This is a genomic window from Pseudomonas sp. BO3-4 (assembly GCF_034044115.1).
GTDB classification, from domain to species: domain Bacteria; phylum Pseudomonadota; class Gammaproteobacteria; order Pseudomonadales; family Pseudomonadaceae; genus Aquipseudomonas; species Aquipseudomonas alloputida.
On record NZ_CP139018.1, the window covers coordinates 205,228 to 219,871 of the forward strand.

A 14,644-nucleotide genomic window follows, 5' to 3' on the forward strand; every position below is an offset into this window, starting at 1 on the left:
ATTATCCCTTGGCGGGGAAATAAAACCAGTCAACCGTTGAGATAGGAGGTCACGACATGTTTCAGCCTTTATAATGCCCGCTCCTTTTTGATGGCCTTTCCCACCCGACATGTCTGTTTCCGTTCGCGACGCCTTGCGCATGGCTGCGCTGTATGTGGTGCTCTCGATCCTCTGGCTTGCGCTGGCAGAGGTGATGCTGCACAGCATGACTGACGACCCCTTGGCATTGACTGTGGGGCGGCAGATCAACGTGGTGGTCTGGGTGCTGCTCAGTGCCGTGCTGATCTACGTGTCGCGTGTGCGCCTGCTCAATTTCATCGGCCATGGCGCGCGTTTGCGTTGCGAAGACCGTGAACGGCTGCGCATGGCTGCCGCGGTGTTCGACAGTACCCTCGAGGGTGTGCTGGTGACCGACCGCCAAGGCCTGATCGTGCACGTCAATCGTGCCTTCATGCGCATCACCGGCTACCAGCAGGATGAGGTCATCGGCCAGCGCCCGAGCAAGTTCAAGTCGGGTCGCCATGGCCTGGCCTTCTATCAGGAAATTTTTGCCACCCTGGCCGAGAAGGGCGAGTGGAGTGGTGAAATCTGGAACCGGCGCAAAAGCGGGGAAATCTACCCGCAGTGGCAGACCATTTGCGCCATTCGTGATGACGAAGGTGAGCTCAGCCATTACGTGGCGGTGTTCAGTGACATCAGCGCCATCAAGCATTCGGAACAAGAGCTTGCCTACCTCGCCCACCACGACCCGCTGACCGGCCTGCCCAACCGCCTGCTGTTTACCGACCGGGTGGAACAGGCATTGGCGGCGGCGCAGGCCAACAAGCGCGGTTGCGCCCTGTTGCTGCTGGACCTGGATCATTTCCAGAGCATAAACGACGGCCTGGGCCATACCATTGGCGATCAGTTGCTGAAGCTGGTAGGCGAGCGTCTGGGAGAGGTGTTGGGTAACGGCATGACCCTGGCGCGTCTGGGCGGCGACGAGTTCGGCGTGCTGGCCGAAAACTGCCAGCAGGTTGGCCAGGCGGGCAAGCTGGCGCAGTGCATCATCGAGCGCATGCGTGAGCCGTTTCAGTTCGAGGGTAATCGTCTGTTCATCAGCGCCAGCGTCGGAATCAGCCTGTTCCCCAGCGATGCCTTGAGTGCCGAGCAGTTGCTGCGCAATGCCGACTCGGCGTTGTACAAGGCCAAAAGCAACGGTCGGGCCTGTTATGCGCTGTACACCGAAGAGCTGACCGCCCACGCCCAGCATCGGGTCGAGACCGCCGCCGAATTGCGTCGGGCCCTGGAGCAGGATGAACTGCGGGTGTACTTTCAGCCGGTACACGACTTGGCGACGGGCCGGCAGGTCGGGGTCGAGGCGTTGGTGCGCTGGCAGCACCCCGGGCGCGGCCTGGTACCGCCGAGTGAGTTCATCCCGATTGCCGAACGCACCGGCCTGATTGCCGAGATCGATACCTGGGTGCTGCAACAGGCCTGTCGGCAAATGGTGCAGTGGCAGGCTGAAGGCCGGCAGCTGGCATTTGTTGGGGTGAACATCTCCAGTCGCCTGTTTGGCCAGCATGAGCTGTATCGGCAGGTAGCCGAAGTGCTGCACGACACCGGCCTGGCCCCGGCCTTGCTGGAGCTGGAAGTGACCGAAAGCGCGGTGATGGAAGACCCTGAGGTGGCGCTGGAGCAACTGCACCGCTTGCGCGAACTGGGGGTGACCCTGGCCATCGACGACTTTGGCACGGGGTATTCGTCACTGCTGCGGCTCAAGCGTTTGCCGGTGCAGAAGCTGAAAATCGACCAAGGGTTTGTGGCTGGGTTGCCAGTGGATGAGGACGACATCGCCATTGTGCGGGTGATTATCGCCTTGGCCCGTAGCATGGGTATGCAGGTGCATGCCGAGGGCATCGAGCAGGCGGAACAGGCCAGCTTCCTGTTGCAGGAGGAGTGCCAGTTGGGGCAAGGGTACTGGTTCGGGCGGCCAGTGCCGGCTGCGGATCTTCGCTGGGATTGAGACCGGGCTGCAAAGCAGCCCTCAGATTTCAACGCTTGTTCAAACCCTTCGCCAGGCGGTCCCCGCCCAGCTGGATCAACGCCACTAACGCTACCAGCATGGCGATCACGGTCAGCATGATCTGGCTGTCGAAACGCTGGTAGCCATACCGATAGGCGATATCCCCCAGCCCGCCGGCACCAATCGCCCCGGCCATCGCCGACGAGTTGATCAAGGTCACCAAGGTAATGGTGAAGCCCCCGACGATCCCCGGCAGCGCCTCGGGCAACAGTACATGCCAGACGATGTGCCAGCGCCGGCAGCCCATGGCCTGTGCGGCTTCCACCAGACCATGGTCGACCTCACGCAGGCTGACCTCGGCAATCCGCGCAAAGAACGGTGTGGCGGCAATGGTCAGCGGCACCACTGCCGCCCACACACCATAAGTGGTACCCACCACCAGGCGGGTGAAAGGAATCAGCGCAACCATCAGGATCAGAAACGGAATCGAGCGGAACAGGTTGACGAAGGCGCCCAGCACCCGGTTCAGCGGCCGCGCCTCGAAGATCCCACCCTTGTCGCTGGTGACCAGCAGCACCGCCATGGGTACACCCACCAGCAGGGCGATCAGTGACGAAACCCCAACCATCAGCAGCGTATCAAGCAAGCCTTCCAGCAGGCGATCAAACCACATGGCCCAATACCTCCACGTCCTCGGCCCAACGGCGGGCACGTTCCAGCAATTGATGGGTGTCGTGCGGCGAGTGTTGCACCGAGAGGATGAGTTGCCCCAAGGCATGTTCGCCGATGGTTTCCACGCCGCCCTGCAGCAGACGCACACGCCCGCCCAGGTCGTTGAACAGGGCAGACAGCTCTGGCTCGCCAAGTACCGTCAGTTTCAGCACTACGGCGCTGTTGCCGCTCGCCGGGTGGGCCTGGAGGCTGGCTTGCAGTGCGGCGGGTAGCTTGGCCTGCAAAGGGGCGAGCAGGGTGCGGGTAACCTCGTGACGAGGTGAACCAAACACCCGCCAGACCTCGCCCTGCTCGACCACTGCGCCGCGTTCCAGCACCACAACCCGGTGGCAGATGTCGCGAATCACCGCCATTTCGTGGGTGATCAGCACGATGGTCAGCCCCAGGCGCTGGTTGATATCGCGCAGCAGCTCCAGGATCGAGGCGGTGGTTTCCGGGTCCAGCGCCGAGGTGGCCTCGTCGCACAGCAGGATCTCGGGGGTGTGCACCAGTGCCCGGGCAATGCCCACGCGCTGTTTCTGCCCGCCGGACAGTTGCGCCGGGTACACGTGATGTTTTTCCTGCAGGCCGACCAGTTCCAGCAACTCGCGCACCTTGCGCTGGCGTTCGGCTTTTGCCACGCCGGCGACTTTCAACGGCAACTCGACGTTCTGCCACACGGTCTTGGCCGACATCAGGTTGAAGTGCTGGAAGATCATGCCGATGCGCCGGCGCAGGGCCACAAGCTGGTCCTCATCGAAAGGCGCGATATCCACCTGGTCGATCAATACGCGGCCCTGGCTGGGTTGCTCCAGGCGGTTGATGGTGCGCAGCAGTGATGACTTACCGGCGCCGCTGCGGCCGATGATGCCGAAGATCTCGCCATGGCGGATGTTCAAGTCAATGCCTTGCAAGGCCGGTTGCGCCTGGCCCGGGTAGGTCTTGCCCAGGCCGATGAAGCGCACGTGGGCTTCATTGACCTCGGGGCGCAGGGCCTGTTCCCTGGCCATTGGCGGCAGTGCTTGGGGTGTAGGCGCCCTGAGCGCGCTGGCCTGGCTCATGTCAGCCTTCCCAGCCGGCTTGGTAGAGCTTGCCGTGAGCGTTGTTCAACGCAGCGCGCACCGCTGGCGAATGCTGGTAGATGTCGACGAACTTGGCCAGGCGTGGGTCGTCCTTGCTTTGCGGGCGAATGACGAACTGGATCACGTATTCCTTGTTTTCCAGCCCATCGAACAGCAACGCCGAGGTGGCATCGAAGGTGTTGGCCAGGCGGATGTAGGCCGGGTAACCCTGCACCAGGTCGGCGTCGTCGTAGGCGCGTACCAGTTGCACCGCCTCGACCTGAAGGATCTTCAGCTTTTTAGGGTTGGCGACGATGTCATCCTCGGTGGCCTTGTAGCCCACGCCGGGCTTCAGGGTGATCAACCCGGCCTTGGCCAGCAGCAGCAGGCCACGGCCGCTGTTGATCGGGTCGTTGGCGATGGCCACGCTGGCGCCTTCAGGCAGCTCGGCAAAGCTTTTGTACTTTTTCGAGTACAGGCCAACGTTGTTGATGATGCCCGGGGCGTAAGGCACGAGGTTGAAGCCTGCAGCAGCCTTGGCGTTTTCCAGGAACGGGATGTGCTGGAAGTAGTTCACGTCGATGTCGCCGCTGTTGAGGCTGACATTGGGCGCAATCCAGTCGCTGAACTCGATCAGCTTCACTTCCAGGCCTTGCTTGTGGGCTTCTTCCACCGCGGCTTCCAGCGGAATGGCAAAGGCCGAGGTGGTGCCGATCTTCAACGGCTCGGCAGCAAGGGCACCGGCGCACAGGCCGAGGGTGATGGCAATGGCCGCGACGGGCCGGAACAGTTTCTCAAGCATGGTGCAGGGCTCCAGTCGGGGTAGGGGTAAAGCGGTAAGCCGAGCCAGGGTGGTCGGCGGGTAAGTGCGGGTGGTCGGTATGGAACAGTTTTTCGCGCAGGGTGCCTTCGGTGTAGGCCGTCTTGTAGCGGCCACGCAGCTGAAGTTGCGGGATGACCAGCTCGACGAAGTCCTCGAAGCTTTCCGGGGTGACGGTGCGGGTCAGGTTGAAACCGTCCAGGCCGGTTTCATCGATCCACGCGATCAACTGCTCGGCCACCTGTTCCGGCGCGCCGACCAGGGTTACGTAGCGGCCGCCCAGGGCGTGTTGCTGCAACAGGCGCCGGCGGGTCCAGGCGTTGTCTTGCAACTGGCGCGTGGCTGACTGGATGGCGTTGCCCTGGTTGAAGGCAATGGGTTCGTCCAATTCATAGGCGGCGAAGTCGATGCCAGTGGACGCGGCGAAGTGCGCGACGCCCGCTTCGGCGCTGGCGTGGCGCAGGTACTCGGCATGTTTGGCCTGGGCCAGTTGCTCGGTGGCCGCGACGATCACCGTGATGCCCATGAACACTTTGACTGCCTGCGGGTCGCGGCCGGCGACCTGGGCGGCCGCGCGAACCTTGTCGACCTGGGCACGGGTGGCTGCCTTGTCTTGGCCACTGATGAACACGCATTCGGCATGGTTGCCGGCGAAGGCCAAGCCACGCGCAGAGCTGCCAGCCTGGAACAGCACCGGGGTGCGCTGGGGTGAGGGCTCGCACAGGTGGTAGCCTTCGACCTTGTAGAACTCGCCCTGGTGCTGAACCTTGCGCACCTTGTCGGGCGTGGCATAGACGCGATGCTCGCGGTCGGCGACCACTGCGTCATCGGCCCAACTGCCTTCCAGCAGCTTGTACAACACCTGCAGGTATTCATCGGCCTGGTCGTAGCGGCGATCATGCGCCGGTTGCTGCGCCAGGCCCATGGCCCGGGCAGCGCTGTCGAGGTAGCCGGTGACAATGTTCCAGCCCACCCGGCCATTGCTCAGGTGGTCGAGTGTGGAAAGTCGCCGGGCGAACAGGTACGGCGCCTCGTAGGTGAGGTTGGCGGTAAGGCCAAAACCCAGGTGACGAGTGACTGCAGCCATGGCGGAGACCAGCAGCAGCGGGTCGTTGACAGGCAGCTGGATCGACTCCTTGAGGGTGACGTCCAGAGACTTGCCGTAGATGTCGTAGGTGCCGACGATGTCGGCAATGAAAAGCCCGTCGAACAGGCCGCGCTCCAGCAGGCGTGCCAGGTTGGTCCAATAGTCCAGGGTCTTGTACTGGGTTGAAGTGTCCCGTGGGTGGGTCCACAGACCGTGGTTGATGTGCCCGATGCAGTTCATGTTGAAGGCATTGAGCAGAATCTGCTTGGCCATCAGATGGTCCCCCGGCGCGGCGGGTTGGCATCGTTGAGGTAGTAGTTGCCGATGGCGTGGTACTTCCAGCGCACCGGATCGTGCAGGGTGTGCACGCGAGCGTTGCGCCAGTGGCGGTCGAGGTTGTGTTCGGCCAATGTTGCCTGGCTGCCGCCCAGTTCGAACAGGGTGGTACCGGCGGTGAGGGAAATTTCGGTGCTGATGGCGCGTGCTTCGGCCACGGCAATGGAGGCGGCGGCCACGTTGTCGGCAGTGCTGTCGTCGCGGGCGCGGTCGAGGTATTCGCCTGCGCGCTCCAGCAGGGCTTCGGCCGCATGCAAGCGGATCGCCAGATGGCCGAAGCTTTTCAGTGTCAGCGGGTCATCCGTGGCCTTGTCCAGGCCGGAGTCGACCCACGGACGGCTGCGGGTGCGCACGAAGTGCAGGGCGTCTTCATAGGCGGCGCGGGCAATACCGGTGTCGATGGCGGCATGGAGGATCTGCGCCAGCGGGCCGACCGGGGTAGGGCGCTCGAAGGCGCTTTGGAACGGCACCACGTCGGCTGCGCTGACGTACACGTTATCGAACACCACCGAACCGCTGCCGGTGGTGCGCTGGCCGAAGCCGCTCCAGTCGTCGATCACCTGCAGCCCCTGGCTGTCGGCCGGGACGAAGGCCAACTGTTGTATGCCTTGTTCATCCACGACCGAGGTTGGAATGCGTTGGGCATAGATGGCGCCTGTGGAATAGAACTTGCGCCCGTTGATGCGGAAACCGTCGCCGTCACGGCTCAGGCGGGTGGTGCGCTCGTGGGCGGTCTTGGTGCCCAGCTCGGCCAGGGCATTGCCGAAACGGCGGCCGGCCAGTACCTCGGTGTACAGGCGCTGTTGCTGTTCGGGGCTGCCGTTTACCCGCAGCACTTCCAGACCGTAGAAATGATTCTGCGGAATCTGCCCGAGCGAACCGTCGGCCTGCGCGATACGGGCGATGACCTTGGCCAGGGTGACGTTGGATACGCCGGCACCGCCGAAGGCTTTGGGCACGCTGATGGCCCACAGGCCGGAGCGGGTGAACAGCTCGAGTTCGGCGAGCGGCAGGCGGCGCTCGCGGTCGCGCAAGGCGCTGTCGCGGCGCAGTTGCTGGGCGATGTCTTCGGCGACGGCCAGGGCTTGGGCGTCGCTGGTGATGATAGCGATTGTCATGGAGTTCTCCGGGGGCCGCTTTGTGGCCCTTCGCGGGCTTGTCCGCTCCCACAGGTGAAGTGATGCCCGTTCAGACGGTGGCAATCCTGTGGGAGCGGGCAAGCCCGCGAAGGGCTGCGCAGCAGCCCCAAAGGCAGCAAATCAGATCCAGGAATGCCGTGCAGGCAGGGTGCCGTTAAGGTAGTAAGCGCCCACCGCGTGGTACTTCCAGCGCACCGGGTCGTGCAGGGTGTGCACCCGAGCATTGCGCCAGTGGCGGTCGAGGTTGAACTCGGCAAGGGTGGCGCGGCTGCCGGCCAGCTCGAACAGCTTTTCGCTGGCCTGCAGGGCAATTTCGGTAGTCAGCACCTTGGCCTCGGCCACCGCAATCGAGGCACGTGCCGCACTGGCTGCGTCGATAGGCGCAGCATTGACCTCGTCGAGTACCCGAGCGGCTTTGCGCAGCAGCGCTTCGGCGGCGTGCAGCTCGAGTTTCAGGCGGCCGATGTCGGCAATTACATAAGGGTCGTCACTGGCACGGTCGACGTTGGCTTCAATCCACGGCCGGGACTTTTCGCGCACGAAGGTGATCGCATCATCGATAGCTGCTTCGGCGATGCCAGCGTCGATCGCCGCCTGGATCAGCTGCGAAGCGGCGCCCTGAATGTTGGGGATATCGCGCTGGCGCCAGTTGTCGATTACCAGTTCCGCGTCCACCGGCACCTGGTCCAGCAGCACGGTACCGCTGGCGGTGGTGCGCTGGCCGAACCCGGACCAGTCATCGACAATGCGCAACCCCGGGCTGCCCCGGCGCACGAATGCCAGGCGCTGGCGGCCTTCGTCGTCGAGGGCTTTTACCGCCACCCAATGGGCGAACAAGGCACCGGTGGAGTAGAACTTCTCGCCACTTATGCGGTAGCTGTCGCCGGCGCGCGTGATTCGGGCCTTGAGGGTGAGGGTATCCCTGGTGCCACGCTCAGGCCCGGCATTGCCGATGCGCCAGCCGTCGAGCACGCTGCGAAAGATCCGCGCTTGCTGCGCCTCGCTGGCCGTCAGGCGCAGCAGTTGCAGCATGCCGAACTGGTTCTGCGGGATCTGCCCCAGGGCGGGGTCGGCGGCGCTGATCAGGCGGAACACTTCGGCGACGGTTGCGAACGATACGTCGGGGCCACCGTAGGCCTTGGGTACGCTGATGCTGCCCAGACCGCTGCGGGTAAACAGCTTGATTTCGGCCCAGGGCAGTTTGCGTTGCTGGTCGCGCCGGGCAGCTTGCTCACGGGCGACCTCGGCCAGTTCGCGGGCCGCTTGCAGGGCTTCGGCGTCGTTGCGCAGTACCTTGGCCGGCAGCAGCGGGGGCGAGCTGTCCAGATCGCTATGGAATTGGGTGTTGGCTTGGCTGGGCATCAGTGCCGCTCCTTGGCTGCACTCAATGCCCTGGCGTTACGCACTGGGGTGATTGTGATCCTGACCATTCCTGACCTCACAAAATAGTTATGTCGCTACAGCTGATCGCGACAGATGTGTGCTGGTCCGGTGGTCCGGTTTATATACCCTAATGATTTATAAAAATTTTATGAACTAACTTTTTGGAATATTTATAGAAGGGGGGATTTGTTAAGGGCGTGCTGGCCTCTTCGCGGGTAAACCCGCTCCTACACATGCCTCAAGATCTGTGCATTCGCTGTAGGAGCGGGTTTACCCGCGAAAGGGCCGGAACAGGTTTACTCGGAGGCCGCAGTCCCGAGGAACTTGCGCAAGAACTGCCGGGTACGTTCTTCCTTCGGCGCCGCGAACAGCGCCTTGGCTTCGCCCTGCTCCACGATCACGCCCTTGTCGAAGAAGATCACCCGGTTCGCCACGTCCCGGGCAAAGCTCATCTCGTGGGTGACGATGATCATGGTGCGCTTTTCCTCGGCCAGGCCGCGGATGGTCGCCAATACTTCACCGACCAGCTCCGGGTCCAGCGCCGAGGTCGGTTCGTCGAACAGGATTACCTCTGGTTCCATGGCCAGGGCACGGGCGATGGCCACGCGTTGCTGCTGGCCGCCGGACAGGCGCCGTGGGTAGGCGTCTTCCTTGCCCGCCAGGCCGACTTTGGCCAGCAGGCGCCGGCCGAGCTCGATGGCCTGTTCGCGAGGCGTCTTCTTGACGATCACCGGCCCCTCGATCACGTTCTCCAGGGCAGTGCGATGGGGGAACAGGTTGAAGTTCTGGAACACGAACCCGGCTTGCTGGCGCAAACGGCGAATCGCACCCTGCTGCCCGCCCAAAGGGCGGTTGGCATCGATGCTGATGGCGCCGATCTGGATCTGCCCGGCATCGGGGGTTTCCAGCAGGTTAAGGCAGCGCAAGAAGGTGGTTTTGCCCGAGCCACTGGGGCCGATGATGGCCACCACTTCACCGGGCTGCACGGTCAGGTCGATACCGTTGAGCACGGTCTGGCCCTTGAACCGCTTGGTCAGGCCTTTGACTTCAATCATGCTCAATGCTCCTGGTCATGCTGGTTGACCCGCGCTTCCATGCGGTTCTGGAAGTGCGCAAGGATGCTGCACAGCACCCAGTAGATGACCGCGACCGCCACGTACATGGTGAACACTTCGAACGTGCGCGCAGTAATCAGCTGGGCTTGGCGGAACAGCTCGGGCACCTGGATGGTTGCCGCCAGGGCAGTGTCCTTTACCAGCGAGATGAAGCTGTTGCCCAGCGGTGGCAGCGCGGTGCGCAAGGCCTGTGGCAGGATCGCCCGGCGCATGGCTTGCACGCGGGTCATGCCGATGCTGGCGGCTGCTTCCCACTGGCCACGGTCGATCGAGGAAATGGCTGCGCGCAGGATCTCGCAGATGTAGGCCGCCATGTTCAGCGACAGGCCGATCAGCGAAGCGGGGATTGGGTCGAGCTCGATGCCGATTTGCGGCATGCCGAAATAGATCACGAACAGCTGCACCAGCAGCGGCGTGCCGCGGAAGAACGACACGTAGACCCGCGCCAGCCAGTTCAGCGGCAGAATCTTCGACAGCCGCATCAGCGCCAGGGCAAAGCCCAGCACCAGACCGAAGAACATGCCGCCGACACTGAGCAGCACCGTATAACCCGCGCCCTTCAGCAGGAAGGGCGCGGAATCGACAACGAGTTGCAGGCTTTCAGCGATCATTTGGTGACATCGGCACCGAAGTACTTCTCGGACAGCTTGGCCAGCGTGCCATCAGCTTTTAGCTTGTCGATGGCCTTGTTGATAGCTGCCAACAGTTCCGGCTCACCTTTGCGCAGGGCCACGCCGCTTTCCAGGCGCGAGAAGGCATCGCCAGCAAGTTGGGTGTCCTTGGCTTTTTGCGCGTATTCCAGCGCCGCCAGGCGGTCGATCAGGATGGCGTCGATACGGCCGTTGCGCAGGTCAGCGAACTTGCTTGGGTCGTCTTCATAGGTGCGCACATCGGCTTGCGGCACGTCCTTTTTCACCCACTGTTCGTAGTTGGTGCCAAGGCCTACGCCGACCTTTTTGCCGGCCAGGTCCTGTGCGCCCTTGATGTTCAGCTGCTCGGCTTTCTTCTTCAGGATCAGTGCCTGGATGCCGGAGACAGTGTAGGGCTCGGAGAAGTCGTACTTTTTCTTGCGCTCTTCGGAAATGGTCACCTGATTGACCACTACATCCAGGCGTTTGGATTCCAGCGCGGCGAGGATGCCGTCCCACTTGGTCGGCTGGATCTTGGCCTTGACCCCCAGCTCCTTGGCCAGCAGCTCAGACAGCTCCACTTCGAAGCCGGTCAGTTTGCCGTTTTCGTCCTGGAAGCTGAATGGCGGGTAGGTGCCCTCGAGGCCGACGTTGATGACGCCTTTTTCCTGAATGGTCTTCAATTGCTCGCCGGCGAAAGCCTGGCTGAGCAGGCCGGCACCCAGCAGGAGGGCCAGGCTGGCGTTGAGTAGCGGTTTGGCGAATTTCGACATGTCAGAGCCCCGCGCTTGTTGTCTAGGTAGTGAGGTGGCGACTATAGGGTTGGCTGATTAGGCCGGGAAATACTAAAAAATAACTTTAATATTCCTTTTTTGATTTGCGCCAGGTGCTGGCTGCTTTGAGGGTAGGCGACGATACCCACTCCGTCATCGCGGCTTATGCCTGACTTAGTGCAGGATGGAATAAAGCGTTGTTTTTTCCAAGCCTCAGATTTGCCGTAAAGTGGATTGCAGCAGGCAGGTTCGGCCTTTTCGCGGGCCTGGCAACAAAATCAGATGGCCTATACGGCAGGAGAACACCGTGAGCGAACAACCTTCATCCGCGCATTGGCAGTTGCAGAGCATTGTCACTGGCCTGCGCGGGGCCCGTGAGCAATGGCGCACCCGTAATGGCCGCAGTATTGGCGAGCAGGGCGGGCGCGAGCTGCCGTCGCGTGAAGCGATGCGACAGATTCTGGAGCAACTGTGCGGGGCGCTGTTCCCCATGCGCCTGGGGCCAGTCGACCTGCGCGAAGAAAGTGAAGACTTCTACGTCGGCCATACCCTGGATGCCGCGCTGACCGCCTTGCTGGCCCAGGCTCGTCTTGAACTTCGCTACGCGGCACGGCAAAGCAAGGCTGAGCTGGCGGGCGTCGACGCCCGTGCGCTGAGCCTGATCCAGGGCTTTGCAGCTGCGCTACCGGAACTGCGCGTTCTGCTCGACACCGATGTGCTGGCCGCCTACCACGGCGACCCGGCAGCGCGCAGCGTCGATGAAGTGCTGCTGTGCTACCCGGGCATCCTGGCGATCATCCATCACCGGCTGGCACACCACCTGTACAAGGCTGGGCTGCCGCTGCTGGCGCGGATCAGTTCGGAGCTGGCGCATTCGGCCACCGGTATCGACATTCACCCGGGGGCGCAGATCGGCCCGAGCTTCTTCATCGATCATGGTACGGGTGTGGTCATTGGTGAAACCGCGATCATCGGCGAGCGCGTGCGCATCTACCAGGCGGTGACCCTGGGCGCCAAGCGTTTCCCCAGCGATGAGTCGGGTACGCTGCATAAAGGCCTGCCACGCCACCCGATCGTCGAGGACGATGTGGTGATCTATGCCGGGGCCACGGTGCTGGGGCGTATTACCATCGGTAAGGGTTCGACCATTGGCGGTAATGTGTGGCTGACGCGCAGTGTGCCGGCTGAAAGCAACATTACTCAGGCCAACCTGCAACTGGATTGCCAGGACAAGAACTGATCCCGCATTGCGATTGCCTTGCTGGCCTCTTCGCGGGCAAGCCCGCGCCTACGACGGACGTACCAGATGTAGGTGCGGGTTTACCCGCAAGAGGCCGGAACAGGACGACACCAATCGGCGCCCCAATTCGCATTGAAATCCGATCCATGTTTAACTTGAACGCTTGTTCAATGAAAAACGCTGGTCCGCTGCCGGTGTTCAACAGGAGGATTCCTTTGCTGAACCCGTTCATTCCGAACCTCACGTCATTCGACGAGGTGCACGCCCTATGAGTGCACCGAACCCTTCCGCTGCCAACGGCAAAATCCGCATGAACCCCCCGGTGTTCTACTTTGCGGCGAGTTTCATCCTCATCTTTGGCCTGGTAGTCATCTCCAACCCGCAAGCCGCAGGTGACTGGTTGCTGGCGGCGCAGAACTGGGCGGCCAACACGGTCGGCTGGTACTACATGCTGGCGATGACGCTGTACCTGGTCTTCGTGGTGGTCACCGCCTTGTCTGGCTACGGCAAGATCAAACTCGGTGCCGACCACGACGAACCCGAGTTCAGCTACCTGTCGTGGGCCGGCATGCTGTTCGCCGCCGGCATCAGCATCACGCTGTTCTTCTTCTGTGTCTCCGAACCGCTGACCCACATGCTGCAACCGCCCCAAGGCGAAGCCGGCACGGTCGAGGCCGGGCGCCAGGCGATGCAGATCCTGTTCCTGCACTGGGGCCTGCATGGCTGGGGGGTGTTCGCCTTCGTCGGCATGGCATTGGCCTATTTCGCCTACCGGCATAACCTGCCGCTGGCCCTGCGTTCGGCGCTGTACCCGCTGATTGGCAAGCGCATCAACGGCCCGATCGGTTATGCGGTGGATGGCTTCGGCATCATCGCCACGGTGTTCGGCCTGGGCGCCGACATGGGCTTTGGGGTGCTGCATCTGAACGCCGGTCTGGACTACCTGTTCGGCATCAGCCACAGCCAGTGGGTGCAGGTGATCCTCATCACCCTGATGATGGGCGCGGCTGTGGCCGTAGCCGTGGCCGGGGTGGAGAAGGGGGTGCGGGTGATGAGCGACATCAACCTGTTCCTGGCCTGTGCGCTGCTGCTGTTCGTGCTGTTCGCCGGGCCTACCCAGCACCTGTTCAACACGCTGATCCAGAACCTGGGCGACTACCTGGGTGCGTTGCCGCGCAAGAGCTTCGACGTGTATGCCTATGGTGAAAACCGCGGCTGGCTGGGCGGCTGGACCGTGTTCTACTGGGCCTGGTGGATTGCCTGGGCGCCGTTCGTGGGCCTGTTCATCGCCCGCATCTCCCGTGGCCGTACCATCCGCGAGTTCGTCTTTGGCGTGCTGCTGATTCCGCTGGGCTTCACCCTGGCGTGGATGTCGATCTTCGGCAATAGCGCCCTGGACCAGGTGATCAACCACGGCATGACCGCACTGGGCCAGTCGGCGCTGGACAACCCGTCGATGAGCCTGTACCTGCTGCTGGAAACCTACCCCTGGAGCAAGGCAGTCATCGCCACCACGGTGTTCATCAGCTTCGTGTTCTTCGTCACCTCGGCCGACTCGGGCACCGTGGTGCTGTCGACCTTGTCGGCCAAGGGCGGTGACGCTGATGAGGATGGGCCGAACTGGCTGCGTATCTTTTGGGGGGCGATGACTGCGCTGATCACCAGTGCGCTGTTGTTCGCTGGCAGCATCGATTCGCTGAAGTCGGCAGTGGTGCTGACGTCGCTGCCGTTCTCGCTCATTCTGCTGTGCATGATGTGGGGGCTGCACAAGGCGTTCTACCTGGAGTCGCAGCGGCAGATCGCGCAGATGCACTCGCTGGCCCCGTTCGCCCAGTCACGTCGCGGCCGTGGCGGCTGGCGCCAGCGCCTGAGCCAGGCGGTGCACTTCCCGTCACGTGATGAGGTGTACCGTTTCATGGATGATGTGGTGCGCCCGGCGATTGCCGATGTGCGTGAAGTGTTCGAGCAGAAAGGCCTGGTGCTGATTACCCAGGACGACCCTAGCCATGACAACGTCAGCCTGAAGATTGGCCATGGCGAGGAACAGCCGTTCATTTACCAGGTGCAGATGCGTGGCTATTTCACACCATCGTTCGCCTTGGGGGGGCTGGGTACGCAGGAGTTGAAGAACCGCCGCTATTACCGGGCGGAGGTGCACCTGAGCGAAGGCAGCCAGAACTATGACCTGGTGGGCTACAGCAAGGAGCAGATCATCAACGACATCCTCGACCAGTACGAGCGGCACATGCAGTACCTGCACCTGGTCCGCTGACCAAGCTCTCCTGTCCTGGCCTCTTCGCGGGCTTGCCCGCTCCCACATGCACGGCACCGGTTTCGAACCCTGT

The 14,644-nt window shown here is 62.6% G+C and carries 12 protein-coding genes; 3 read left to right on the forward strand and 9 right to left on the reverse strand.

Going from position 1 to position 14,644, the window contains the following annotated elements:
• Positions 1-109 precede the first annotated feature (109 nt).
• Positions 110-2,005, forward strand: a complete 1,896-nt coding sequence (gene dibA / locus REH59_RS00885) for a phosphodiesterase DibA (protein WP_014861479.1) — start codon at positions 110-112, stop codon at positions 2,003-2,005.
• A gap of 28 nt (positions 2,006-2,033) precedes the next feature.
• Here the strand turns inward: dibA and REH59_RS00890 are convergent, their stop codons facing one another.
• The 9 genes from REH59_RS00890 to tcyJ form a co-directional block, all read right to left on the reverse strand.
• Entirely contained in the window at positions 2,034-2,678 is a 645-nt protein-coding gene (locus REH59_RS00890; RefSeq protein ID WP_014861478.1) for a methionine ABC transporter permease, read from the reverse strand.
• Positions 2,668-3,777, reverse strand: coding sequence for a methionine ABC transporter ATP-binding protein (locus REH59_RS00895; RefSeq protein WP_014861477.1), 1,110 nt, complete (start codon positions 3,775-3,777; stop codon positions 2,668-2,670). The genes REH59_RS00890 and REH59_RS00895 overlap by 11 nt, the downstream gene beginning before the upstream one ends.
• Before the next feature lies 1 nt (position 3,778).
• Positions 3,779-4,579: a MetQ/NlpA family ABC transporter substrate-binding protein gene (locus REH59_RS00900; protein ID WP_014861476.1), complete on the reverse strand. Its 801-nt coding sequence runs from the start codon at positions 4,577-4,579 to the stop codon at positions 3,779-3,781.
• Positions 4,572-5,957, reverse strand: a complete 1,386-nt coding sequence (locus REH59_RS00905; protein ID WP_014861475.1) for an LLM class flavin-dependent oxidoreductase — start codon at positions 5,955-5,957, stop codon at positions 4,572-4,574. The genes REH59_RS00900 and REH59_RS00905 overlap by 8 nt, the downstream gene beginning before the upstream one ends.
• Complete coding sequence (locus REH59_RS00910; protein ID WP_014861474.1) at positions 5,957-7,138, reverse strand: SfnB family sulfur acquisition oxidoreductase; 1,182 nt, start codon at positions 7,136-7,138, stop codon at positions 5,957-5,959. Before REH59_RS00910 ends, REH59_RS00905 begins: the two co-directional genes overlap by 1 nt.
• A gap of 141 nt (positions 7,139-7,279) precedes the next feature.
• Entirely contained in the window at positions 7,280-8,521 is a 1,242-nt protein-coding gene (locus tag REH59_RS00915; RefSeq protein WP_014861473.1) for an SfnB family sulfur acquisition oxidoreductase, read from the reverse strand.
• A gap of 317 nt (positions 8,522-8,838) precedes the next feature.
• Complete coding sequence (gene tcyN, locus REH59_RS00920; RefSeq protein ID WP_003255850.1) at positions 8,839-9,597, reverse strand: L-cystine ABC transporter ATP-binding protein TcyN; 759 nt, start codon at positions 9,595-9,597, stop codon at positions 8,839-8,841.
• 2 nt (positions 9,598-9,599) lie between these two features.
• Positions 9,600-10,268: a cystine ABC transporter permease gene (gene tcyL / locus REH59_RS00925; RefSeq protein WP_003255849.1), complete on the reverse strand. Its 669-nt coding sequence runs from the start codon at positions 10,266-10,268 to the stop codon at positions 9,600-9,602.
• The gene (gene tcyJ, locus REH59_RS00930) at positions 10,265-11,059 is read right to left on the reverse strand and encodes a cystine ABC transporter substrate-binding protein (RefSeq protein WP_003255847.1); all 795 of its coding nucleotides are present in this window, start codon (positions 11,057-11,059) and stop codon (positions 10,265-10,267) included. Before tcyJ ends, tcyL begins: the two co-directional genes overlap by 4 nt.
• Positions 11,060-11,366: 307 nt before the next feature.
• Between tcyJ and epsC the strand changes: the two genes are divergently transcribed.
• Together epsC and betT are read left to right on the forward strand one after the other, a co-directional pair.
• A complete protein-coding gene (epsC, locus tag REH59_RS00935) occupies positions 11,367-12,299 on the forward strand; it encodes a serine O-acetyltransferase EpsC (RefSeq protein ID WP_003255846.1) in 933 nt (310 codons plus the stop codon).
• Between the two features lie 310 nt (positions 12,300-12,609).
• Entirely contained in the window at positions 12,610-14,571 is a 1,962-nt protein-coding gene (gene betT, locus REH59_RS00940; RefSeq protein ID WP_010951610.1) for a choline transporter BetT, read from the forward strand.
• Positions 14,572-14,644 lie beyond the last annotated feature (73 nt).

Excerpts from the sequence above, each read along its gene's own strand:
- REH59_RS00915 (WP_014861473.1), bottom strand. The coding sequence starts at position 8,521 with ATGCCCAGCCAAGCCAACACCCAATTCCATAGCGATCTGGACAGCTCG.
- tcyL (WP_003255849.1), bottom strand. The coding sequence starts at position 10,268 with ATGATCGCTGAAAGCCTGCAACTCGTTGTCGATTCCGCGCCCTTCCTG.
- REH59_RS00900 (WP_014861476.1), bottom strand. The coding sequence starts at position 4,579 with ATGCTTGAGAAACTGTTCCGGCCCGTCGCGGCCATTGCCATCACCCTC.
- REH59_RS00910 (WP_014861474.1), bottom strand. The coding sequence starts at position 7,138 with ATGACAATCGCTATCATCACCAGCGACGCCCAAGCCCTGGCCGTCGCC.
- dibA (WP_014861479.1), top strand. The coding sequence starts at position 110 with ATGTCTGTTTCCGTTCGCGACGCCTTGCGCATGGCTGCGCTGTATGTG.
- tcyN (WP_003255850.1), bottom strand. The coding sequence starts at position 9,597 with ATGATTGAAGTCAAAGGCCTGACCAAGCGGTTCAAGGGCCAGACCGTG.
- betT (WP_010951610.1), top strand. The coding sequence starts at position 12,610 with ATGAACCCCCCGGTGTTCTACTTTGCGGCGAGTTTCATCCTCATCTTT.
- tcyJ (WP_003255847.1), bottom strand. The coding sequence starts at position 11,059 with ATGTCGAAATTCGCCAAACCGCTACTCAACGCCAGCCTGGCCCTCCTG.
- REH59_RS00895 (WP_014861477.1), bottom strand. The coding sequence starts at position 3,777 with ATGAGCCAGGCCAGCGCGCTCAGGGCGCCTACACCCCAAGCACTGCCG.
- REH59_RS00890 (WP_014861478.1), bottom strand. The coding sequence starts at position 2,678 with ATGTGGTTTGATCGCCTGCTGGAAGGCTTGCTTGATACGCTGCTGATG.
- REH59_RS00905 (WP_014861475.1), bottom strand. The coding sequence starts at position 5,957 with ATGGCCAAGCAGATTCTGCTCAATGCCTTCAACATGAACTGCATCGGG.